This window comes from Actinotignum vesiculae (genome assembly GCF_051267215.1).
Taxonomy (GTDB): Bacteria; Actinomycetota; Actinomycetes; order Actinomycetales; family Actinomycetaceae; genus Actinotignum; species Actinotignum schaalii.
This window is the reverse complement of the sequence record NZ_JBOZGG010000001.1, coordinates 108481-130664: the sequence shown is the minus strand read 5'-3', so window position 1 is coordinate 130664 and position 22184 is coordinate 108481. Positions and strand designations below refer to the sequence as shown.

Here is a 22184-nt window from a genome sequence, read left to right as displayed (position 1 = left end):
GCAACCGCCGGCTATAAATAAAGTGCCTTCCATCACAGTATACTAGTCGTCCTTGACACTAACGTCCATGTTTTCATCCGGGGATTTTGCTGGGAGTGGAGTGGCGGGTAGCCGCGGGCTATTCTGGAGCAGTGGAGAATAAACGAGAACACACAGATATTGATGCCCTCGCGGACCGCTATTTCCAGCGCGTCCTCGATACCTCACCCGAAACGGTGACCTTCACCGGCCTGCCCGGTGCCCCCGAAACCAAGCTTGATGATTACTCCCCCGCTGGGATTGCCGCGCATATCGATAACGTGCGGGAGACCCTGGCGGCCCTCGATCACCTTGAGGAGCGCGATGCCACGGATCGGGTAACCGCTGCCGGCCTGCGTGATCGCCTCGGCCTGGAAATTGAGCTGTATGAAGCCGGCGAAGAAGTCGGCAAGCTCAATGTTATTGAATCCCCGCTCCAGGGGATTCGCGATGTTTTTGATGTGATGCCCCAGGAAAATGCTTCCGATTGGGAAACCATCGCGGAGCGCCTGAGCGATGTGCCGCGGGCCCTGGCCGGCTACCGGGAATCCCTGGCCCAGCGGGCCGCTTCCGGCCCCGTGTTCGCGGCCCGGCAGGTGGAACGCTGCCTGGAGCAGGCCCTCGCTGCCGCCTCCGATTCGGGTAGTTTCGCCGGCCTGGCCCAGCGCGGGGCCGCCGTAGCCCCGGAACTTACTGAGGCTTTGGAGCAGGGCGCAGCTCAGGCCCGCTCCGCTTACGGGGAGCTGGCGGAAACCCTGCGGGGTCTGCTCCCGGGGGCTACCGAAAATGATGCGGTGGGCCGGGATCGTTACGCGCTGCATTCGCGCGAATTCCTGGGCGCCGTCGTCGACCTGGATGAAACATACGAGTGGGGTATCCACGAACTTGAGCGTATCGACGCGGAACAGCAAGCCATTGCGCGCGAGCTGTACGGGGAGGGCGTGAGCGTGAACGAGGCCCTCACCCGCCTCGATCAGGAGGAACGCTACACCCTGCACGGCGTGGAGGAATTGCGCTCGTGGATGCAGCACACCGCGGATGATGCCATGGCCGCGGCCACGCACTACTTCGATATTCCCGAGGCGATGCGCACCATCGAATGCATGATCGCGCCCTCGAATTCGGGCGGGATTTACTACACGGGGCCCTCCGATGATTTTTCGCGGCCGGGGCGCATGTGGTGGTCGGTGCCGGAAGGCGTGACCGAATTCCACACCTGGCAGGAAAAGACCACCGTCTACCACGAAGGGGTGCCGGGTCATCACCTCCAGTTGGGTCTGGCTGTTTATCTCAAGGATCAGCTCAATGCGTGGCGCCGCCAGGCCTATTGGGTTTCCGGGCACGGGGAAGGCTGGGCGCTCTACGCCGAAGCCCTCATGGCCGAGCTCGGCTTCCACGAGGATCCGGGTGACCGCATGGGTGTGCTCGATTCCGAGCGGCTGCGCGCGGCCCGCATCGTGGTGGATATGGGTGTGCACCTGGGTAAGGACGCCGGAAAGGTCGCCGGCGGGCAGTTCGGCACCGGCGCCTGGGATCACGACGCCGCCTGGCGTTTCCTGCGCGCGAATGTGGCCATGGAACAGTCCTTCCTCTCCTACGAGCTGGACCGTTACCTCGGCTGGCCGGGGCAGGCCAGCGCCTACAAGGTGGGTGCGCGGATCTGGAAGGAGCTGCGTGAGGAAGCCCGGGCCCGCGCGGGTGCCGGTTTCGACCTCAAGGCGTGGCATATGAAGGCCCTGCGCCTGGGCGGGGTGGGCCTGGACGTGCTGCGCAGCGAGCTCTCGCGCTAGGCCGGTCTTTCCTATGCCGATGACTCATGACGGGGGCGGCGCGGCGCATACGCCCGCTGCTGGGCGCACGCCCGCGGGGCATATACCCGCGCTGCCCTCCCTGACCCTGGCTCTCGCCAGCCAGTCCCCCGCCCGCCTGGCCACCTTGCGGGCGGCGGGCGTGGAGCCGCTGGTGCAGGTCTCGCACGTGGATGAAGATGCGCTGCTCGCGCGGGTGCACGGTGGTCCTTCCCAGGGGGTGCTGGCGCTGGCCGCGGCCAAAGCCCGCGATGTGGCCGCCACCCCCGGGCCGGCCCAGCGCGCCGATTTTGTGGTGGGCTGCGATTCCATGTTCGAGTTCGAGGGCGAGGTTTACGGGAAACCGCATTCTCCGGAAGTGGCCCGCGAGCGCCTGGCTCGCATGTCCGGCAATTTCGGGATTCTCCACACCGGGCACTGCCTGGTTCACGTTCCTTCCGGACGTTCCCTGGCCGGGATTTCCCGCGCGAAAGTGACGTTTGCGCACCTGAGCGAAGCAGAGATCGAAGCCTATATCGCCACCGGGGAACCCCTGGAAGTAGCCGGTTCTTTTACCGCGGACGGCTTGGGCGGCCCCTTTATTGACCGCCTCGAAGGTGATTACCACGGGGTGGTGGGGATTTCCCTGCCGCTGTTGCGTTCCCTCGTGGAGCACCTGGGTCTGTCCTTCACGCAGTTCTGGGCGAAGCCGGCCCGCCCGGCCCTCGGGGTGCTCCCGGAGGCCGCTCAGCGTTTCCTGGCCGATAGCCACCACGGCACGGTTCATCACGGCGCGGACGGTTTCCTGCTATGCGGTTGCGGGAAACGCCATTGGGGGATGAACGGGGCGGCCGGGATCGCGGCTTTCCGGCGCCACGCAGGGCATATCCAGATCCTGCTTCAGCACCGCTCCCCCTGGAGTCACGGCGGCGCCACCTGGGCTTTCCCGGGTGGGGCGCGCGAATGGGACGAGGAGCCCTGGGAGGGCGCCCTGCGCGAATTCACGGAGGAGACCGCACTGGCTCCCACGGATCTGCGCCGCGGCGGGGAGCTGACCACCGCGCACGTGGACTGGTCCTACACCAGTTTCGTGGCGCGTTGCCGCGATGGACTCGAGGCGGTGGCCGACGGGGAATCCATGGAGTTGCGCTGGGTGAACGTGGAGGATGTTACCTCCTACCCGCTGCTTCCTTCCTTCGCGGCCACCTGGCCGCAGGTGCGCGAGCTGGCCCGCACCACCCTCGATTGGGACGACGGCGCTTCCGATTAGCTAGGTTCACCTAGAGTGGTACGACGGCGCGCGCGGCTAGCGCCGCGCGGTCGCTCCCCCGCGAGCAATCGGCCATGGTAGATTGTGATTGAGGACACCGGGGTCTTCTTCTGGGCTCCGCGAAGCATCTGTTCTACCGTGTCGCCGCTCGGGTGCCGGCGGATGTGCCCTCCCTACTCAGAAAGATGACCTCCCATGAAAAAGCTCATTGCTTCTATTACTGTATCCATGCTCACGCTAGCGTTCTTCTCCAATGCGCACGCGGACGACGGCTCCCCTCCTCCTGAACCGACTCTGACGGACCACTCCCTGGAATTCGCAGGAACTACATACACACTCTTTAGCACCTATACCGATACCGAATCCGCGCGTAGCTATTTCACGAACAAATACCCGGAATTCTTCGCGAGCGCCGAACACAATTACGGCTTACCGCCACTAAGCGAAGAAAACGCTACAGACTACAAAGAACTCGCTATTTCCCTTTCTGAAAATTCAGACTCGGTGGAAACGTATAGAGACGTGGTCTCATTCCTTGACTACTACGAAAACTCGCAGCAAAACAAGGAAATTACCGATGCGGCTACTACTTTCACGCACAAGATTGAAGCCGGCCAGCTAAGCGAGAAAGAGGCAGCAGCGCAGCTAGCACTCTTACTCCCGCTCACCAAAGAAAACAACAATATTCGGCTGCCTTATGGCACCCGCAATTCGGGAATCAATCTTCAAGCTGCCCAGTTATATGCCGCTAAGCATGCACCAGACGGCTACCACAATCCGACCTTTGGCTACGAAATGAGTCGAAAAGGCTACGGAGTAGACTGCACTAATTTTGTTTCGCAGATCCTGCATGCCGGTGGAGTACCTATGGATTACGGTGCCGATGAGTTCGGCGGCTGGTGGTGGAAGTCCAGAACCAACCGTTCAATTTCATGGGTTAGAGCACGCACCTTTGCAGCCTATATGGGGTCTGGTTACACCGCACAAGTCTGGGTTGATATTTTCAATAATGTTCGCCCCGGAGACATTATCGGTCTTGATGAGACGAGCGACGGGGACGTGGATCACCTCGGGTTCATCCATAGCAAAAATGCCTCAAAATTACTCATTGCTCAGCACTCACCTGATTACTTCTCCTGGAGACATAAGTGGTCAAGACACGAGCGTGTAGGTACCTACCATCGCATCCGGCGTTAACAGGTGGTCGTTTTCTCAGGATTGTGAAACACTATGAAACTCAACCGTATTCTCTCGATCATCGCCCTCGTTGGAATCACAATTGTTATCGGGACAATTCTCTACGCCTCCCAGCTTTACTGGCCCAAGGTTGCCGACGATTACCCTGAAACACGCTTCAACATTATTGTTAGCGTGCTTGAAGGCGGGTTCGTCTTACTTCCGCTCCTCGCCTCGGCAATATGGGCAACCAGGCCAAGAATTTCCGTAGCAAAGAAATCACTCGGAACAATCGGATGCATGGCCCTTGCGATCACTGGCTACATCGCTTTCTATTGGGGCCCAGATTGGATAGACGATCTCCGTGGGCATACTAACTCTCCGATGTTTTACTGTAGCGTCAACGCGATCCCTGAAACCGCTCTTGCCATGTCACCATTCCTCCTGGTTACACTGGCAACCGCTATCCTCACTTTGCGGAAATCCCGGAAAACCCCGGCTGCCATCGGATCTTCTGAGGCGGCTCAGTCCAGCTAGTTTCCTATAATCCATACTCGGTGCGGGCACGAGCCACAGGAGTTTGTGCCCGCACCGGCTTCCGAACCTGCGAGAGTCCCAACGTCTCCATCGCGCGACCAGAACGTACCTCACCTTCTCCCAGAGATTGCGAAAAATCATGAAGCTTACCCGCGTCCTTGCAATTATTATCCTCATCGGAATCGCGATTGTTATTGGGACAATTATCTATGCCTCCCAGCTTTACTGGCCAAGGGTTGCCGACGAATACCCGTCAACACGGCCCGATCTTATTGACCTGGTTTTCTTCGGAGGGTTCCTCCTGCTTCCGCTGCTCGCCTCGGCAATGTGGGCAACGATGCCACGAACTTCTACGGCAAAGAAAGCGTTCGGCGCAATCGGATGCATGATCCTTGGAATCGTAGGATTCGTAATTTTTCGATGGGGACCAGAATGGGTTGATAGTATCCGTAACCCTGGTTTCTATTTCTTCTACCGTAGCGTCAATACGATCCCGGAAACCGCCCTTGCCATATCACCATTCCTTCTCGTCACGCTACTAACCGCGATCCTCGCTTTGCGAAAGACCCGGAAAACCTTGCACTCGCCAACGGCAACCGCGGTTACAGCCGAGGCCGCTCAGCCGAACTAGTTTTCGGATCATCCCGCCTAACTTGCCTCAGGAATCCTCATTAACGTTCGCCGGCAGGCCAGCCACATAGGGGTGGTCGGTGCCGGTGGGCCCGAGGCTTTGCGCCCCGCCCGGGGAGCCCAATTCGGAGAAGAATTCCGCATTGACGGCGGTGAATACTGACCATTCTTCGGGAACATCATCTTCGTAATAGATGGCTTCCACCGGGCAGGCCGGTTCGCAGGCCCCGCAATCCACACATTCGTCCGGATTAATGTAGAGGGTACGATCCCCTTCGTAAATGCAATCCACCGGGCATTCGTCCACGCACGCCCGATCTTTGGTATCGACGCACGGCAAGGTAATGACATAAGCCACCGGTGTCACCTCCTCCTCTACCGTAATCCGAGCTCACGCCCAGCACCAAATCTAATGACCGGGCGCGGGGGCTGGAGCTGGTGCGGGAGCGCCTTCCGCTTGCGGAGCGGGCGCGGGCGGAGCGGCCGGCTCCGGCTTCGGGCAGGTGCGGCCGTGATCAGGCTGGTAAGTCCAGTCATAGGACGAATCCTCAACGACCTTATCCCCCAATTTCACGGTGCGGGACACGGTCACGGTAAATCCGGGATCACCCAAGCCTTGGGGCTCGCAATCCGGGCCCTTTCCTTCCGTCATAACCGGCTGGCGGTAATTGCGCGGTTCCGAGGTCCAGGTTTCGACGTCGTAATACTTCGTCGACCACAGCTTCGTGACCACGTACCCGCCCTCGAGATAGGTGTCGATTACCGCACCGTACGGGGTGGTATTCTTCCATTTCACGTCAATGGAACCGGACCACAGCGTCGATTCGCGGCCCATGGGGTAGCGGGAAAAATGCTTGGTGTGGGGGCGGTGTTCCACATCCTCGTAACCGGCCAGGTAGCCAATATTGAACACATTCGTGGCCAGCTGGGAAAGCCCGCCGCCCAGGGCCTCGTTATTAAAGCCGTTCATAACCACCCCGGAAGAAACGAAGCCTTCCGAGTATTCGATGGGGCCCAGCGCTGCTTCCAGGGAGAACGTCTCATCGGGTTTGACCAGGGTATCGGTGATTTTCCGGGTTCCCACCCGCAGGTTGGTGGTACGCACCGAATCGCTGGTGAGCGGGGTGGAAATCTCCGAGACCACTTCCTTCACCCCGAGCTTTTCCGCATCCGCGGTGCTGAAAGCCGCCGGAATCGGGGCGGGGCTCAGTTCCACGAGGCGCTCGGCCGCAGCGGTGCGCAGCGCGGCCACCTGGGCGCCGGAGGCGAGGGCGGCGTCGTCAATACCCACGCCGTCCTGGGAGGGAATAATCGTGGGCGTGGTGTGGTCCACGATCTCAATGCGGGCATCCACACCCGGTTTGAGCAGGTCCGGAGCTGCGGCCCGCACCGCATCGCCCAGCACTTTACCGTCCAGCTTGAGCTGAAGCGCCGCACCTTCCGGCACGAAAGAGGCCGCCTGCGCCAAAGTTGCCGGGCTGAGGTTCACGGCCCGGTCCCCCACCTTCGCGGTGAGATCGCCGGAAACCAGCGGGCCGGCCAGCTCCGCGCGCACCTTTTCAGCAGCTTCGGTGCTAATGGCCGGCTCGGCGGGCACCGCTTCCAGTTCGATGCGTTCCTGACCGCGCAATGGTTGCTCAATCAGAGCGGCCCGGGTGGCCTCCGGGTCGACGGCGCGCCCGGCTTGCGCCGGGCTGAGCTGCGCCGTCGTACCTTCCATCACGAGGGTGGCATTACGCGCCTCCACCCCGGTGCTATTACGAACGGTATCCACCTGGGCGGATAATGCGGCGTCGTCCACGGTGACCTTCGGGGCGACCTCACCCTTGCCGGTGAGTTGGTGGAAAATCTCCACGGGGTTGAGGGTGAAACCGGTCAGGCTCTCCACCGTGGCCGCCGCGTCCACGCCCAGGGAGTAATCGCCCGGGTTCACGCTCACGCTGGTGCCCTCCACAACCACCTCGACCGGGCGGGCCACCCGCGCGGCGACCTCGCCGCTGAGGTGTTCGGTGGCGGTCGCGGTATTCATCCCGCCGATCTCAATACCAGCCACCGTGGTGCCCCGCGCCACCCGGTCGGCGCTGTACCAGGCATAACCCACGTAGGCAAGAAGCAGAATCGCGATCACCGCGGAAACAATCCAGGGCCAGCGCAGCTTGCGGGTAGCTTCCACCTGCCGGAATTCCCCGGTGTCGAAAGGCGTGTCAGAACCCGCGGGGCGCACCGCGGTATCTTCGAGACCGACACTTAGCGGCGTGTGCTCAGGTCGCATGCGTCCTCCTGTGGTTGATCCTGGTTGGCCTGCGGGTGTGGGCCCGGAGGCGTGGAATGCCGGCGGCGCACCAGAGCGCCGATCAGCGGGAATGCCCCGGCGAGCGGAGCCAGAATAAGCCAGAGATTCGCGGCCACCCCGTGGAAGGCCACGATGTCACCGTAGCCGGGGGCGGCAAATGCCCAGAAGGTGAGGGCCACTTCACCCAGCCAGAATCCAGCCCAGCACCATGATCCTAGCCAATCGCGGGCGAAAGATGCGCCACTGGCAATGAGCAGCGTGGCGAGGAGTGGACCAACCCACACAATATCGGTGGCCAGGCCGGGAATTCCCGCCAGCCCCGCGTGAGTGACCGCGGCCAGCGCCCCGGCGAAGGCCCCGAGCAGCAGGCCGGTGGCGAGCTTCGCGCACGTCCGCAGCGCGGTTCCCAACGCGTTTGGGCGCGCCGTGTGGGACGAGGCGTCCCCCGAGACGCGGGGCACGTTCGGGCGCGGGGTGCGGTTCCTCATCTCACTCCTTGTCTGGGCGGGCGCGCCGCTGGTAGGCCGGGCCGCAACCGCGGGCGGGCAAAACAGCCGCGCCGCGGGCGGGCGCTACTTCTTCGCGCGCTTCTTCCGCCCGGCGATCTTGCCGCGTTCCACCGCGCTGAGCACAACTTTGCGCACCCGCACGGATTCCGGGGTTACTTCCAGGCATTCGTCATCAGCAGCGAATTCCATAGCTTCTTCTAGGGTAAGCCGTCGCGGCGCTTGCAGGGTCTCAAACACGTCGGCGGTGGCCGAGCGCATATTTGTCATTTCCTTGGCGCGCACCACATTGACGTCCATATCCTCATCGCGCGGGTTTTCGCCCACGACCTGGCCCTCATATACTTCCTGGCCCGGGGTGACGAAGAATGTGCCGCGGTCTTCCAAGCGCTGAAGGGCATAGGCGGTGACCTGCCCGGCCCGGTCGGAGACCAGGGAGCCGGTGGCTCGCGAGGAAATCTCGCCCATCCAAGGGGCGTAGCCCTCCGAAATGGAGGCGGCAATGCCGGTGCCGCGGGTCTGAGTGAGGAACGCGGAGCGGAAACCAATCATGCCGCGGGCCGGCACCACAAATTCCATGCGCACCCAGCCGGTGCCGTGATTCGCCATCGTTTCCATGAGGCCCTTGCGGGCGGCCATAAGCTGGGTGACCGCGCCGAGGTATTCTTCCGGCACGTCAATGGTGGTGCGCTGCATCGGCTCGCATACCGTTCCGTCAATGGTGCGAGTGACGACCTGGGGTTTGCCCACCGTCAGCTCGAAACCTTCGCGGCGCATCTGCTCCACCAGAATCGCCAGAGCCAGTTCCCCGCGATCTTGCACTTCCCAAGCGTCAGGGCGGCCGGTGGGGAGGACCCGGATGGACACATTACCCACGAGTTCCTGATCGAGGCGGTCCTTGACCTGCCGCGCGGTGAGCTTATGGCCCTTGCCTTCGGTGCCGGCCAGCGGCGAGGTATTAATACCGATGGTCATAGAAATAGCCGGGTCATCCACGTGGATGGGCGGCAGCGGGCGCGGATCCTCCGGATCCACCAGGGAGTCACCAATCGTAATATCCGGAATACCCGCGATCGCCACAATATCGCCGGCCCGGGCAGAGGTGGCCGGCTTACGTTCCAGACCTTCGGTGAGGAGCAGTTCCGAGATATGGGCCGACGACGTCGTACCATCAGCGCGTACCCACGCAACTGTCGCACCCTTCTTAATGGTGCCCGAATAAATACGCAGCAGCGCGATACGGCCGAGGAAAGGCGAAGCATCCAGATTGGTGACCTGGGCGGCCAGCGGGGCGTCCGCCTCGAAATGCGGGGCGGGAATGTAGTTGACAATCGCCTCGAACAGCGGCTCCAGATCGGTGCTTTCGGGCAGCTGGCCGTCCGCCGGGCGGGTCAGGCTCGCGCGCCCGGCCTTCGCGGAAGCGTAAATCACCGGGGTTTCCAGGAGGGAATCGAGCATATCCGGATCGGGATGATCCAGGTCGGAGGCGAGGGAGAGAAGGAGATCCTGGGTTTCGGATTCCACCTCGGCGATGCGCGCGTCCGGGCGATCCACCTTATTAATAACAATAATGACGGGCAGCGAGGCTTCCAGGGCCTTGCGCAGCACGAAACGAGTTTGCGGAAGCGGGCCCTCGGAGGCATCCACGAGCAGAATAACGCCGTCCACCATGGACAGGCCGCGTTCGACTTCCCCGCCGAAATCGGCGTGGCCAGGAGTATCGATCACGTTAATGGTGATGCCCTCAGGTGCGCCGGCTGCGGCCGCGGCCGGCCCGCGGTAATGGATCGCGGTGTTCTTCGCGAGGATGGTGATACCTTTTTCGCGTTCCAGTTCTCCGGAATCCATGACGCGCTCCCCGGTTTTCTCCACGGTGGCGCGCTCTCCGAAAGCCCCAGCCTGCCACATGAGCGCGTCCACGAGAGTGGTTTTCCCGTGATCAACGTGCGCCACAATGGCAACGTTGCGAAGATCGTTGCGACTATCCATAACCTACTTCCCTGCCGACCCGCGCCGGCGTTGTGACATACGGGCTGCGCGAGCGCAAACCCCTGGCAATGTTACTCGCCTGGCCCCCGCCGTATACGCCACCATGTCAAGAATCACCACCACCGGCTGCGGCGGGCGGTGATTGTGGCACGGCCTGCGGTGATTGTGGCACGGCCTGCGGTGATTGTGGCACGGCCTGCGGTGATTGCGGCACGGCCTGCGGTGATTGCGGCACGGCCTGCGGTGATTGCGGCACGGCCTGCGGTGATTGTGGCACGGCCTGCGGTGATTGCGGCACGACGAGCTGTGATCGGGCCGCAGTTTTCGGCAATCGGGGCGCGAACGTGGGAAAATATGCCTATGTCTGCACGTTATCGTCTTCGCGGCGCCTCGGCCGCCCCCGCCGCCGGGCTGTGCGGCGCCATCGGAATCATCGCCCTAGTCATGCAGGTGTGGCAGGGCGGGTGGGGTTATTTGCCGCCCGCGGCTGTGTTCGCCGCCGGCATGTGCCTCGCCGGGTACGCGCTCTTCTATTTGCCCAGCGTGGACGTGGACGGTTCCGGAGTGACGATACGCAATACCTTCCGCGACCTGCGGGTTCCGTTCCCTCGTTTACGTGCGGTCGAATCCGGGTACGGTCTTGTTATAACGACGACGGACGGAGCGGCCATCCACGCCCGCGCCTTCGGCTCCGTCGGGCGCCCCACCCCGGATACCCGCCGCGCCGTCCCGGTCCACGATTCCGGGGATCATACGGTCACCACGGCAACACTTCCGGTACGGAAGTTCATTGAGTCGGTGGCCTCCCGTTATGTTCCCGCGGGTGCCCCGAGCGAGCATCCGCGAGTGGAGCGGCACTGGGCCTGGGATCGCCTCGCTTTCGCGGTGGCCGGGGTGCTCGGGGTGCTCGGTGGTATTGCCTGGTCGGTGGCGCTGTGAGTGCGGAAGGTACGCACGCGGGCGAGGACCACCGCGGAAACGAAACGGCCGGGCATGGGAGCGAAACGGCCGGGCACGGCGGAGCGAGGCGTCAAGCCGGCGAGGTGACCCTGCGTTCGCGCGGCCAGATCGTTAAAGGCGGCCTCCTCAGTGGCCTTGGCTTCGCGCCCCTCATTCTTATCGCGGCCGGGGTTCCTATGCCGCTCTCCGCTCTTGCCGCGGCTTTCCTAGGGGCCGGGGTGGCCGGCGCCGCCTATTCTTTTTTCTTCCTGCCCGGGCTGCGCTATAACGCCACGGGCCTGACCATTATTAACCCGCTGCGTACCATCTACCTGCCCTGGGGCGCGGTAGCGCGCTTCACGACCCGTTTCTATCTCACCACCCACGCCCGGGGCGGACAGCATTGGGACGCGGCGGCGTTCCCGGCCGGCGGTGCCCTGGCGGCCGGGCGCCGGCTTCTTCCCGCCCGGCATCCGGCGGCCGCTCGCCACACTGATCTTCCCGCGCTGCCCGGGCGCGGCGCAGCTGCCCGCACCCGCTGGGTGACGCTCGCTCGGGCCGCGGAGCAGCTGCGCTCCACCCACTCACGTGCCCTTGATGCTGCGGGCCACCCGGATAACACAAACCGCCCGGTGCGATCCGTGGATCGTAACCGAGCGGTTCTGTGTGTGGCGTGGGTGGCTTGTCTAGCCGCGGCCAGCGGCCTGGCATTCACCTGAGCGCCGGACTAGCTCTCGCCTAGTTGGCGGCGTCGTCGTTCTCATTCAAACGCAAACGCGAGACTTCACGGCCCTGCTTGCGCAGCAGCGCGCGGCGTTCTTCGCGGCGGCGGCGCTGCTCAATCGGTTCGGGAACCGGAGCGGCGGCCAGGAGGCGCTGAGTGTAGGCTTCCTGCGGGTTGTGGAGAACATCCTCGCGCTGGCCCGCTTCCACGACCTTGCCGTTTTGCAGCACCACCACGCGGTGCGACAGCATATCGACCACCGCGAGATCGTGCGAAATGAAGAGGCAGGCGAAGCCCATGTCATCCTGGAGTTCGGAGAGCATGGTGAGAACCTGGGCCTGGACGGACACATCCAGCGCGGAGGTCGGTTCGTCCGCGATGAGGAGCTTGGGGCGCAGGGCCAGGGCGCGGGCGATGCACACGCGCTGGCGCTGCCCGCCGGACAGCTCATGCGGGTAGCGGTTGAAGGAGGAACGCGGCAGGCGCACCGCATCGAGCAGGTCGTACACGCGCTGGCGGCGTTCCGCCTTCGTGCCGACCTTATGAACATCGAGCGGTTCCATAATGCAATCGCCCACCGGGAAACGCGGGTCGAGGGACGCGGCCGGATCCTGGAAGACCACACCCACGTGCTGGCGCAGTTCCTGGGCGTGCTTACGCGAAGCGCCCACGAGATCCTCACCGAAGATCTTCACCTCACCGGAAGCTGCCGGGATGAGCCCGAGCACGCATTTGCCGATGGTGGATTTACCGGAACCGGATTCACCCACGAGGCCCACGATTTCACGCTCGGCAACATCCAAGGACACGTGATCAACCGCGCGGAAGGGCTGCTTGCCGGGAATCTCGTATTCGATAACGAGGTCCTTAGCTTCCAGCACCTTCTTATTGAGGTCGATAGAAGCTTCCTTTTCCAGGGAGAAACCGAATTGCTCGCGGCCCTGGCCCAGATGCGGCACGGCTTCCAGCAGCCGGCGCGTATACGGGTGCTTGGGGTGGTTAAGAACCTGAACGACGTCGCCCGATTCCACAATCTCACCCTTGAACATCACATGGACCCGGTCGGCCATATCCGCGATAACACCCATGGAGTGGGTGATAAGCAGAATGCCGGTATTCAGCTGGTCCTTGAGGGAGCGCAGCAGGTCGAGGATATCGGCCTGGACGGTCACGTCCAGGGCGGTGGTCGGTTCGTCCGCAATAATGACGGAGGGGTTGGCGATGAGCGCGATCGCGATAACCACGCGCTGGCGCTGCCCGCCGGAAAGCTGGTGCGGGTACTGGTTCATGCGCTCTTCGGCATCGGGAAGCCCGACGGCCTTGAGCATGGCAACCGCGCGATTGCGGGCATCTTCCCCGAAGGCGAGCCCGTGGGTTTCCAGGCCTTCCGTCATCTGGCGGCCAATGGTAAGCACCGGGTTGAGGGCGGTCATGGGTTCCTGGAACACCATGCCCACTTCGGCGCCGCGCAGCGCGCGCATGCCCCGCGAGGTCATCCCGCGTACTTCACGCCCGGCCACCTGCACGCTTCCGCTAATAACAGCATTGGAAGGGAGCAGGCCGAGGGCCGTGGTAGAAGTAACGGACTTGCCGGAACCGGATTCGCCCACCAGGCCCACCACTTCGCCCGGGCGCACATCAATACTCACACCACGCACGGCGTGAACCGCACCGAATTCGGTGGCGAATTTGACGTCCAGTTCGCCGAAGCCGAGTACCGGCTTATCGGTTTTCGGGTGCGGGGTGACGACGGGCTGGTCGGCCTTCAACGTGGCCGTGGCCGCGGAGGCAGCTTTATCGTGCGTTGTTGCAGCGCGTTTTCCGAGACGCATTTATTCGCCCTTCCTTTCGGTGGCGTCGGATGCGGGAGCGGCGTGCTCGCCACCCGTCGCGGTGGTGGCCGCGGTGGTCACCGGCATGAGATCAGCTTCGACGTCGTTCTCAATATGTCCTTCGGCAAGGGCCTTCATCTTGCGGCGTGAGACCGCAGAACGCTGGCGCGGATCGAAGGCATCACGCAGGCCGTCACCGATGAAGTTAATGGACAGCGCGATGATGAGGATCAGACCGGCCGGGGCGAAGAAGAGCCAGGGGCGGGTCGAGAACGTGGTCTGGTAGGTAGAAATAAGCAGGCCGAGCGAAGTTGCCGGCGGGCGCACCCCGAACCCGAGGAAGGACAGCGACGTTTCCAGCAGAATGGCCGAAGAAATCGACAGGGTTGCCGAAACAATGATCGTGCCCAGGCAGTTCGGGAGGATGTGGCGGAAAATAATACGCCACGGGGAGGCTCCCAGCGCGCGGGCCGAGGCCACGAATTCGCGTTCGCGCAAGGAGAGCACTTCGCCGCGCACCAGGCGCGCCAGGCCCGTCCAGGAAAGCACACCCAGCATAACCGCGAGGAACAAAATGCCCTGGCTTCCCACCATCTTGCCGATAACCGCGGCGAGGATGAGCAGCGGGATCACGATGAAGAGGTCGGTGATGCGCATGAGGATCGCTTCGGTCCAGCCGCGGAAGTACCCGGCGGCCGCGCCGATAACCGTTCCAATAATCGTGGAAACCAGCCCGACGACGAATGCGATAATAATAGAAATCTGGGTGCCCTTCATGGTGAGGGCGAAGTAGTCCTTACCGATATTGTCCTGCCCGAAGGGGTGTTCGCCCAGCGAGGTCCAGGTCAGAGTCGGTTTGCCGTTATTGACGACTTCCAGGACATCCGTGTAATTGTGGCGCCACAAACCGGAGAAATGCCAGTGCAGCCCGAAGAAGCTCATATTCCAGCCAATGGACAGGAAGGCCACCAGCGTCACAAGAATAAGAACGACGGCGGATACCATCGCGGGCTTATGCCGCAGGAAGCGGCGCAGCACCAGGCGCCCCTGGGAATAGGAAGGGCTGGAGGAAGCGAGCTGAGCGTCGTCGACCTCAACAACGTGTTCCGGGTCGAGCGACGCGACGGTTGTTTTCGAGCGATTCTCACTCATCGGATTCTCCTCGGGCTTGGTGACGATTCATGGGGGTAGTCAGGCTCATGCTTACCGCCTAATCCGAGGATCGACGTAGGCGTACATGATGTCCGCAACCATATTCATGAGCACCGCGGCTCCGCCGGTGACCAGGAAGAAGGCCATGACCGGGGCCGGGTCTACCTGGGCCAGGCCGGTTCGGAAGAGTTCACCCATGCCCTTCCAGCCGAAGACCGTTTCGGTAATAACCGCGCCGCCGATGAGACCCGCGAAATCGAAAGCGATAATGGTGAGCAGCGGCAGCATGGCGTTACGGAACGCGTGCCGGGTGATAACCGTATGTTCGGGCAGGCCCTTAGCCCGCGCGGTACGGATGTAATCCTGACCGAGCACTTCCAGCATGGACGAGCGCGTATAGCGCGTATAGGACGCGATGGACATGAGCGTCAGCGAGATCGTCGGCAGCAGGAGGTGGGTGAAGGAATCCAGGAAGCTGAGCCAGAAGACGTGGCTGCCCTGGAAATTCGGGGTCATCGAACCGATGGTGGAAATCGGGCGGTTCTGGGTGAGCGGCAGGTAGGTGGACCAGTACCGGGCGGCGAAATCGAAGATAATCGCGATCCACACCGAGAACACGGCCCAGATCGAGGCCCAGGTGACCGAACGGCGGGCGTAGCCACCGAAGAAGTAGGACACGCCCACGGAGGCAGCAATCCCAAGAGCCAGGATGAGGAAGAGGAAGCCCCACGTGGGCTCCCAGAGCATATTCGAGCAGGCCGCCACGATGACGAACATAATTGCGGCATTGGCACCCACCACGGCGAAGCCGCGCTTATTGGAGAAGCCAAGGAATAGCCCGGTGAAGAGCACCGTGCCGGCCAGGCCCATGAGGGCTTCGATCCACAGCCCGCCGGTGGGTTCCGGGAAGGCGCGAGTTACGGAAATGTATTCCATAACGCCGAAGGCGATAGCGAAGCTGATACCCGCGGCCATGGCGCGCCGCTTCGGGCCGCCGGCCACGAGGGCCTGCACGAAGAGTGCGAAAATGCCGGCAAATATGACGATCGTAACCAGTGAGATTGTTGGATCTGCCAGCCAGTCATTAAAGCGAATAGCGCCGTATTCCTTCAGGAGCACCGCGAAGACGAAAGCGGGCAGCGAGTAGAAGGTGAAGGCGAGGAAGGTCACGACGTAATCGAAACCGGTGTAGCGGCGAATAGCGCTCATAACACCGAAGAAGATTCCGAAGAAGATCGCGAGGAAGGTGGCCGCCAGCACGAGGCGCAAGGTGGCGGAAGCGGCCTGACCGAGCATGTCATTAACAGACTGTCCGGAACGATTGACGCCCAGGTCGCACTGGCCGATGAAGCATTTCGCTGCTCCGGTCAGCCAAGTCCAATAGCGCTCGTACCAGGGCAGGTCGAGGCCCATGAAGGAGGAGCGCTGCTGCATGAGGTTTTCGCGATTCGGGTTATTGGATTCGCGAAGGTCCTCGAGGGGGTCGCCCGAATTAATCGTAAGAACGAAGATAAGGAGCGACGCGGCCCAGAGGATAAGTACTGAGATGCCAATTCGTTTGGCGATGAATTTATACACCGCGAGACTTCTTTCCGTTCTGTGTGCCGATGGGCGCCGGTTCGGACAATTTTACTCGGTGACTATAGTACATAAGCATTTCCAGACGAAATGGGACGTGGGATGTGACACAGGAAGGTGATAAAACTGCACGCCCGGGGGGGCCGCAAGCGCGGCCCCTCCGGTGCAGCTAGAAAATAACTATTACTTCCTATGCATAAGGCTAATTACTCAGCCTTGGCGGGTGCGGAGCCCCAGCTCCACTTTTCGGCATTCCAGGCGATACCGGACTGGGTGACGTTGCGCTCAACGTTCTCCATACCGGTGGTGTACGCCGCGATGCCCGGGTGGGTGAAGAGCGGGATACCGAAGAGGTCATTCCACAGTTCCTTCTCAATCACCTTCTTGGCTTCCTTCTGGACCTTCGGATCGAGGCTGGAGGAAACCTTGTCCCATTCGGTGTCAACAGTGGCGTTGTTGTAACCGGTCTGGTTCTGGCCACCGTTGGACTTGTAGATATTCGCGCCGGAAACGATCTGGCCGGAGCCGGACCAGGCGAAGAGCACCATATCGAAGTCGCCGCTCTCATAGCCGCCACCCGGGGCCATGAAGCCCTGGGCCCCGACGTCCTGGACGGTGATGCCGGCCTGGGCGCAGGAGGAGGTCACGAGGGCAACCTCATCGGAACGGCGCTGGTTGGGCTGGTTGTAACCAATGCGGACCACCGGGTTGGCGATACCGGATTCAGCAACCTTGGCCTTGGCCTTTTCGATGTCGACCTTGTCGTATTCGCCGTTGTAGGAGGCGGCCACAACTTCCTTGTACTCGGGGTTATCCGGGAAGTATTCGCGGGAGTTGAGGACTTCAGCGTTAGCGTTGAGCGGCTTGATGAGCGAGTCAACGATCTGCTGGCGCGGGATGCAGTAGGCCATGGCCTGGCGCAGCGCGAGGCCGCCCTTGTCATTGGCGAAGATGGAGCCCGGCTTGAAGTTGAAGTCGAAGTGCTCCCAAATCATGGTGTTACCTTCGAGGACGGTCACGCCCTGGGTGCCGTTGAGGGCATCAAGGGTGTCCTTGGTGGCCTGCGGCTCAATGACGTTCACGTTCTGGTTAGCGAGGGCCTGAACCTGGCCTTCCGGCGGGATGAAGCGGATCACGAGCTCATCGAGGCCGGGCTTCTCACCCCACCAATCCGGGTTGGGAACCATGGTGATGTACTGACCGGCTTCCCAGCCACCTTCCTTGAGGGTGTAGGGACCGAAGGACGGGGCATCTTCCGCGGAGGGCAGCTGGCCCGGGGTGGGCGAATTCCAGTTGTTCCAGAATTCAGCGGCCTTCTTAGCGGTCTCGAAGTCCTTGTTCTTCAGAGCTTCGAAAAGCTCCTTCTTGGACATGCCGATCTTCTTGGCTACCACGTGCGAGGGAAGCTGACCGGAAACAACGAGCTGCCAATCCGGGTTCGGTTCGGCGTAGGTGATGGTGAAGGAACGGTCGCCAGCATTGCACTGGGGGCCTTCCGGAACGCCGTCCGCGTAGGTATCCGGGCTGGACACGTGGTTGAACAGCGGCTCATCGGAGCCGGCCGCAGCCTGGCCATCCATGATCCACTTCGGGTTCTGGGAAACCCAGTCCAGGTAGGCATCTTCACAGGTAATGAGTTCGCCACCCTGGTACTTGGCCTCATCGTTGTAGGTGTACTTCACGGTGAGGGGATTCTCGGAAACCAGTTCGTAGTCACCGAGATCAGTGCCGTGCTTCCACTCGCCATTGGCGGAGTAGTAGCCGAAGCCGGGCATCATGCGGTCAACAACAAGGGAGTTGGCCGAGCTGTAAGTAGTGGGCGTCAAGCCGTTGTAGCCCAGGAATTCATCGGCACCGACGGTGACCGAAGCGGTCCGGTTGACATTTCCTTCGACCTGGGTGGGGCCACCCTTGCCGTTGGAGGAACAACCAGTCATGACCAGAGCAAGCGCGGCTGCTCCGGCCACCAAGGGATAAGCGGTCTTCTTCACGAAGGAACCTCCTCATTGACTGTTTCCGTACCGCGGGGGCAGTCCCCCGGTACGGAGTGATCATGTTCGCGCTGTGGGCGCGTGGAATATGCAAAAGCGGTGCCGGATTCTCAAGAATCCGGTGCGTTGACGATCTCCACAGGATGGAACACGCATTGACATCCTGTGCGGATAGCCAGCGCCACCGCTCTAACCATGGAAAAAGCCTACACGAGTCTTGACGATTTCTTTACGTTTAGGCTCAGGCTTTTTTCATGTGCGAATGTTCACGCCCGCAAAAATTGGAGAAATCCGCAGCGTAGAGCCGTTTTTCTAAGTTGCGAGAGTCTGGACACTTTCAGGAAGGAGTCACGTCTCACGCCGCGCACATCTCATATGCTGAGATAGTTTTTCTCAAAATCATTCCAGAAACGAGATGCGGGGCTGTTGTAGGGCGCTGCCGAAGCGTCCACGGGCACGGCGGCCGCAGCTGAAGATGTGCGGAGCCGTTTTAGAGGACTGCCGGCGCCGCGGGAGCTGGCGCTGCGGTACCGTGCCCGAAGAGGTCGCGCAGCCGCGCCCGAGATACTTTCCCGTCATCATCCACCGGAAGCTCATCGAGAACCACGAGCAGGCGCGGAAGCTTGAAGGAAGCGAGCGCCTGGGCGGCAAAAGCCCTCAGCTGATCGAGGCTGGGCACCGGCAGGCTTTGGGGCACCACCGCGAAACCGCCGGTGGCCGGATCCGGGGTGGCGAAATTTTCAGGGCTGGCCTCATGGGAATCCATGACGATGGCGGCACCCACCACCTGGCCCCACACCGGATCGGGCACGCCCGTCACAAGGGCGGCTCGCACCCCCGGGTACTGGTGGAGCACCCGCTCAATTTCTTCGGGGTGAACGGTATCTCCCCCGGTTTTGATGGTATCGGTAACCCGGGCAACCAGGCTGATATACCCGTCCGCATCCACCCGCGCGTGATCCTGGGAGCAGAACCACTCCCCCGCGAAGGAGGAACGCTGGTAATTATCCCCGTGCCAGTACCCTGCCGAAATGCTCGGCCCGCGCAACTGCATTTCTCCGATCTCCCCGGGCGCCACCGGGGTATCGGTACCTGGCTCTACCAGGCGAATCTCCACGTGGGGCATAGCGCGCCCCACCGTTTCAGCTTTGTGCGCCACCCGCGCGGTAGGAAGATAGGGGCCGACGCCGCCCGTTTCCACAGACCCCCACATATTAAGAGGATGGAGACCCGCCGCATCCAGGCGCCCCATGAGAGCCGGCGGAACCGCCGCCCCGCCCACGAAGGCGTACCGGAGACTGGAAAGGTCCCGGGTGAGGAAGGTGTCGTCGTCGAGCATAAAAGAATAGGTGGTGGGGGTGCCGAACATGGTGGTGACCCGGTGTTCTTCAATGAGGTGCAGCAGCCCGGCCGGGGAGGGAGTCCGCGCAATAACAATGCGGCCCCCGCGCGCGAAGTGGAAGAGCGTGCCGCCGTTGAAGCCAGCGATCGAGGAACATCGCGCGCTGTGTAAGAAAATGTCATCACGCCCGTAGCCCAACGCATCGTGGAAAATACGATCCGCCCACCACAAATTATCGTGGGTGAGTTCGAGGGCTCGGGGTGCTTCCGGGGGCGCGGGCCGGAACATCATGACGGCCACTCCGCTCGGGTAGCCCTCGGTATTAAAAGCGGGATTCCCGGCGGTGCCATCGGCTACGAAATCAGCGGTGAAACTCCCGGTTGCCGCACTCAGAGCAATATAGCCGTTGGTGAGGGCGGGAGTGAAGGGTGGCGCGAGGACGTCGTCGTCGATAACAAAATGAATGAGGGTGCCGGTGGAGGTGAAGGCGCCGGCGGTGCCTATTTCCGCGCACGCGATGAGGACGCGCGGTGCCGCAAAATCGACGAGGCGTTGTATTTCTACCGGGTGGAGGCGGGCGTCCACCGGAACGAAAACCGCACCGATGCGGGCGCAGGCCACCGCAACCAGATAGTGGTAGGGAGAATTATGGGCCACAATCATGACGCGGTCCCCGTGGGAGACGCCGGCCTGGACGAACAGCTGGGCGAGGCGGGAGGTGGTATCGCGCGCTTCGCCGACCGTCAGGGTGGTGGCATCGTAGTAGAGGCAGGTGCGATCCGGGTTGGCGAAAGCGGTGCGATCAAGCAGATAGGCAACGTTCGTGACGGGGACGCTACTCATTACGCTCACTTTCTGCGCTCGGGCCCGCTCCCCCACCGGTATCCGTGAGATCGGCGGGATCCGCGATGTCCACGAGATCCGCGTCTGGAAGGGTGGCCGCGCCCTCACCGAAAAGGAAACCGCGGATGAGGCGGCGCAGCTGGTAGAGGTCTTCCACGTGGGAGAGTTCGCGCGCGGAGTGCATGGACAGGAGGGGCACGCCCACATCCACCGTGGTGATACCCAGGCGGGTGGCGGTGAGCGGGCCGATGGTGGTTCCGCAGGGGATGGAGTTGCGGGAGATGAAGAATTGGTAGGCGGCGCCGGCATCGCTGGCCGCGCGCAGGGCGAGGGTCACCGATTCCGCGTCGGAGGCGTAGCGCTGCTGGGCGTTCATTTTGATGAGCGGGCCGGCACCGGCGCGCGGGGCGGAATCCGGGTCGTAAAATTCGGCGTAATTAGGGTTGAGAGCGTGGCCAGCATCGGCGGACATACAGGCCGAGCGGGCCAGTAGCCGATACCAGCTGTCCCCGCGCACCCCGAAGCTTTCCGCGATGCGGGCTAGCACGGTTTCCAGGAAGGGCCCGCTGGCTCCGCTGGTGGTTCCCGAGCCGACTTCTTCATGATCGAAGGCGGCGAAAACCGGGAAGTACGGGAGTTCGGCGCCGTTTTCTGCCGTCTGCCGCGCATCGTCTGCGGCGTGCCCCGCGGCAGCCACTCCGTCGAGGAGTGCCCGTAGCCCGGCATATACGGAGGACAAATTATCCTGGCGCCCGGCCGATAGGTACATCCCATTGCGCCGCGGCGGCTCAACATCATACGCGTAAATATCGTGCCAGCCGATCCATTCAGCGCCGGGCGCATCCCAGCCCTCGGGCCCCGGCTTCGCGTAGCGCGCCAGGGTTTCAAAAAGATCGCTATCGGTGCCGAGGCTGGAGTCCGCCTCGGTATCCGCGCGCGCCCCGGTGAATATCGGGTGGAGATGCTGCTGGCGATCCAAGCTCAGGGTATCCCGGTTGCCGGAAATGAGATGCGGGGCGAGCTGCGGAATCACCATGCAGGCCGGGGTGCGCACCAGGTATTCCCGGCCGTCCATATCCGTAATGCGCCCGGCCAGGCCGAGGTCACGGTTAAGCCACGAATTGAGTAGCGGCCCGCCGTACACCTCCATATCCACCTGGGTGTAGCCCCCGTGGCGGGAAGTTCCGGCCGGCTTGAGTTTGAGAGTAGGCGAATCCGTATGCGCGCCGAGGATGCGGAACGGCGCCATTTCACCGCTCCCCACGCCCCGCGGGCTCACCCAGGCGATGAGCGCCCCGCCGCGCCGCACATAGCGCGCTCCGCGCGCCTCCCAGGCTTCCGTTTCCCGCTGCTCGGTGAAACCGTGGGCTTCCAGAATCTGAGCTAGCTGCGCCGCCGCGTGGTAGGAGGACGGGGACGCCGCGATGAATTGCGCGTATCCGCGGGCGTGGCGATCAGCAGCGGTACTCCCCTGTGCCTGCGCCGGATCCGCTGGCGCGGTACCCACCAGCGCGGTATCCGCCTGCGTGGCATCGGGCGTGGACTCAGCAAACTCAGACATGCTCATGGCCTCCCAG

Annotated in this window: 17 protein-coding genes; 7 read left to right on the top strand and 10 right to left on the bottom strand. The window is 62.4% G+C overall.

Going from position 1 to position 22184, the window contains the following annotated elements; genetic code table 11:
• The first annotated feature begins 131 nt into the window (after positions 1-131).
• The 5 genes from ACRQHG_RS00550 (at position 132) to ACRQHG_RS00530 (ending at position 5419) form a co-directional block, all read left to right on the top strand.
• Entirely contained in the window at positions 132-1808 is a 1677-nt protein-coding gene (locus ACRQHG_RS00550; protein ID WP_435719320.1) for a DUF885 domain-containing protein, read from the top strand.
• 19 nt (positions 1809-1827) lie between these two features.
• On the top strand, positions 1828-3075 hold the full coding sequence (locus ACRQHG_RS00545) for a Maf family nucleotide pyrophosphatase (RefSeq protein WP_435719319.1): 1248 nt from the start codon (positions 1828-1830) through the stop codon (positions 3073-3075).
• Between the two features lie 195 nt (positions 3076-3270).
• Positions 3271-4272, top strand: a complete 1002-nt coding sequence (locus tag ACRQHG_RS00540; protein ID WP_435719318.1) for an amidase domain-containing protein — start codon at positions 3271-3273, stop codon at positions 4270-4272.
• 33 nt (positions 4273-4305) lie between these two features.
• Positions 4306-4788: a hypothetical protein gene (locus tag ACRQHG_RS00535; RefSeq protein ID WP_435719317.1), complete on the top strand. Its 483-nt coding sequence runs from the start codon at positions 4306-4308 to the stop codon at positions 4786-4788.
• A gap of 139 nt (positions 4789-4927) precedes the next feature.
• On the top strand, positions 4928-5419 hold the full coding sequence (locus tag ACRQHG_RS00530) for a hypothetical protein (RefSeq protein ID WP_435719316.1): 492 nt from the start codon (positions 4928-4930) through the stop codon (positions 5417-5419).
• Between the two features lie 27 nt (positions 5420-5446).
• On the opposite strand, the gene fdxA is transcribed toward ACRQHG_RS00530, so the two are convergent.
• The 4 genes from fdxA to typA all read right to left on the bottom strand — a co-directional run bounded on the left by fdxA (position 5447) and on the right by typA (position 10206).
• Positions 5447-5776 (bottom strand): ferredoxin, encoded by a 330-nt coding sequence (gene fdxA, locus ACRQHG_RS00525; protein ID WP_026428348.1) that lies wholly within the window; start codon positions 5774-5776, stop codon positions 5447-5449.
• 51 nt (positions 5777-5827) lie between these two features.
• Positions 5828-7690: a VanW family protein gene (locus tag ACRQHG_RS00520; RefSeq protein WP_435719315.1), complete on the bottom strand. Its 1863-nt coding sequence runs from the start codon at positions 7688-7690 to the stop codon at positions 5828-5830.
• The gene (locus ACRQHG_RS00515; RefSeq protein ID WP_435719314.1) at positions 7666-8199 is read right to left on the bottom strand and encodes a hypothetical protein; all 534 of its coding nucleotides are present in this window, start codon (positions 8197-8199) and stop codon (positions 7666-7668) included. The genes ACRQHG_RS00520 and ACRQHG_RS00515 overlap by 25 nt, the downstream gene beginning before the upstream one ends.
• An 84-nt stretch (positions 8200-8283) precedes the next feature.
• Entirely contained in the window at positions 8284-10206 is a 1923-nt protein-coding gene (gene typA, locus ACRQHG_RS00510) for a translational GTPase TypA (protein ID WP_320768747.1), read from the bottom strand.
• A gap of 360 nt (positions 10207-10566) precedes the next feature.
• Between typA and ACRQHG_RS00505 the strand changes: the two genes are divergently transcribed.
• On the top strand, positions 10567-11145 hold the full coding sequence (locus tag ACRQHG_RS00505) for a PH domain-containing protein (protein ID WP_148304052.1): 579 nt from the start codon (positions 10567-10569) through the stop codon (positions 11143-11145).
• Complete coding sequence (locus ACRQHG_RS00500) at positions 11142-11864, top strand: hypothetical protein (RefSeq protein WP_435719313.1); 723 nt, start codon at positions 11142-11144, stop codon at positions 11862-11864. The genes ACRQHG_RS00505 and ACRQHG_RS00500 overlap by 4 nt, the downstream gene beginning before the upstream one ends.
• A gap of 19 nt (positions 11865-11883) precedes the next feature.
• Here the strand turns inward: ACRQHG_RS00500 and ACRQHG_RS00495 are convergent, their stop codons facing one another.
• The 6 genes from ACRQHG_RS00495 to ACRQHG_RS00470 form a co-directional block, all read right to left on the bottom strand.
• On the bottom strand, positions 11884-13701 hold the full coding sequence (locus ACRQHG_RS00495; protein ID WP_435719312.1) for an ABC transporter ATP-binding protein: 1818 nt from the start codon (positions 13699-13701) through the stop codon (positions 11884-11886).
• Positions 13702-14853 (bottom strand): ABC transporter permease, encoded by a 1152-nt coding sequence (locus ACRQHG_RS00490; protein WP_026428354.1) that lies wholly within the window; start codon positions 14851-14853, stop codon positions 13702-13704.
• Positions 14854-14904: 51 nt separating this feature from the next.
• On the bottom strand, positions 14905-16431 hold the full coding sequence (locus ACRQHG_RS00485) for an ABC transporter permease (RefSeq protein WP_435719311.1): 1527 nt from the start codon (positions 16429-16431) through the stop codon (positions 14905-14907).
• Positions 16432-16637: 206 nt separating this feature from the next.
• Positions 16638-18422: an ABC transporter substrate-binding protein gene (locus ACRQHG_RS00480; RefSeq protein ID WP_026428356.1), complete on the bottom strand. Its 1785-nt coding sequence runs from the start codon at positions 18420-18422 to the stop codon at positions 16638-16640.
• A gap of 490 nt (positions 18423-18912) precedes the next feature.
• On the bottom strand, positions 18913-20607 hold the full coding sequence (locus tag ACRQHG_RS00475) for a class I adenylate-forming enzyme family protein (RefSeq protein WP_435719310.1): 1695 nt from the start codon (positions 20605-20607) through the stop codon (positions 18913-18915).
• Positions 20600-22174 (bottom strand): M18 family aminopeptidase, encoded by a 1575-nt coding sequence (locus ACRQHG_RS00470; protein WP_435719309.1) that lies wholly within the window; start codon positions 22172-22174, stop codon positions 20600-20602. The genes ACRQHG_RS00475 and ACRQHG_RS00470 overlap by 8 nt, the downstream gene beginning before the upstream one ends.
• Positions 22175-22184 lie beyond the last annotated feature (10 nt).

What these genes read in the sequence shown, in the direction of transcription:
- ACRQHG_RS00545 (WP_435719319.1), top strand. Translation starts at nt 1,828, where the DNA reads ATGACTCATGACGGGGGCGGCGCGGCGCATACGCCCGCTGCTGGGCGC.
- ACRQHG_RS00535 (WP_435719317.1), top strand. Translation starts at nt 4,306, where the DNA reads ATGAAACTCAACCGTATTCTCTCGATCATCGCCCTCGTTGGAATCACA.
- typA (WP_320768747.1), bottom strand. Translation starts at nt 10,206, where the DNA reads ATGGATAGTCGCAACGATCTTCGCAACGTTGCCATTGTGGCGCACGTT.
- ACRQHG_RS00470 (WP_435719309.1), bottom strand. Translation starts at nt 22,174, where the DNA reads ATGAGCATGTCTGAGTTTGCTGAGTCCACGCCCGATGCCACGCAGGCG.
- ACRQHG_RS00520 (WP_435719315.1), bottom strand. Translation starts at nt 7,690, where the DNA reads ATGCGACCTGAGCACACGCCGCTAAGTGTCGGTCTCGAAGATACCGCG.
- ACRQHG_RS00540 (WP_435719318.1), top strand. Translation starts at nt 3,271, where the DNA reads ATGAAAAAGCTCATTGCTTCTATTACTGTATCCATGCTCACGCTAGCG.
- ACRQHG_RS00495 (WP_435719312.1), bottom strand. Translation starts at nt 13,701, where the DNA reads ATGCGTCTCGGAAAACGCGCTGCAACAACGCACGATAAAGCTGCCTCC.
- ACRQHG_RS00490 (WP_026428354.1), bottom strand. Translation starts at nt 14,853, where the DNA reads ATGAGTGAGAATCGCTCGAAAACAACCGTCGCGTCGCTCGACCCGGAA.
- ACRQHG_RS00505 (WP_148304052.1), top strand. Translation starts at nt 10,567, where the DNA reads ATGTCTGCACGTTATCGTCTTCGCGGCGCCTCGGCCGCCCCCGCCGCC.
- ACRQHG_RS00530 (WP_435719316.1), top strand. Translation starts at nt 4,928, where the DNA reads ATGAAGCTTACCCGCGTCCTTGCAATTATTATCCTCATCGGAATCGCG.
- ACRQHG_RS00515 (WP_435719314.1), bottom strand. Translation starts at nt 8,199, where the DNA reads ATGAGGAACCGCACCCCGCGCCCGAACGTGCCCCGCGTCTCGGGGGAC.
- ACRQHG_RS00475 (WP_435719310.1), bottom strand. Translation starts at nt 20,607, where the DNA reads ATGAGTAGCGTCCCCGTCACGAACGTTGCCTATCTGCTTGATCGCACC.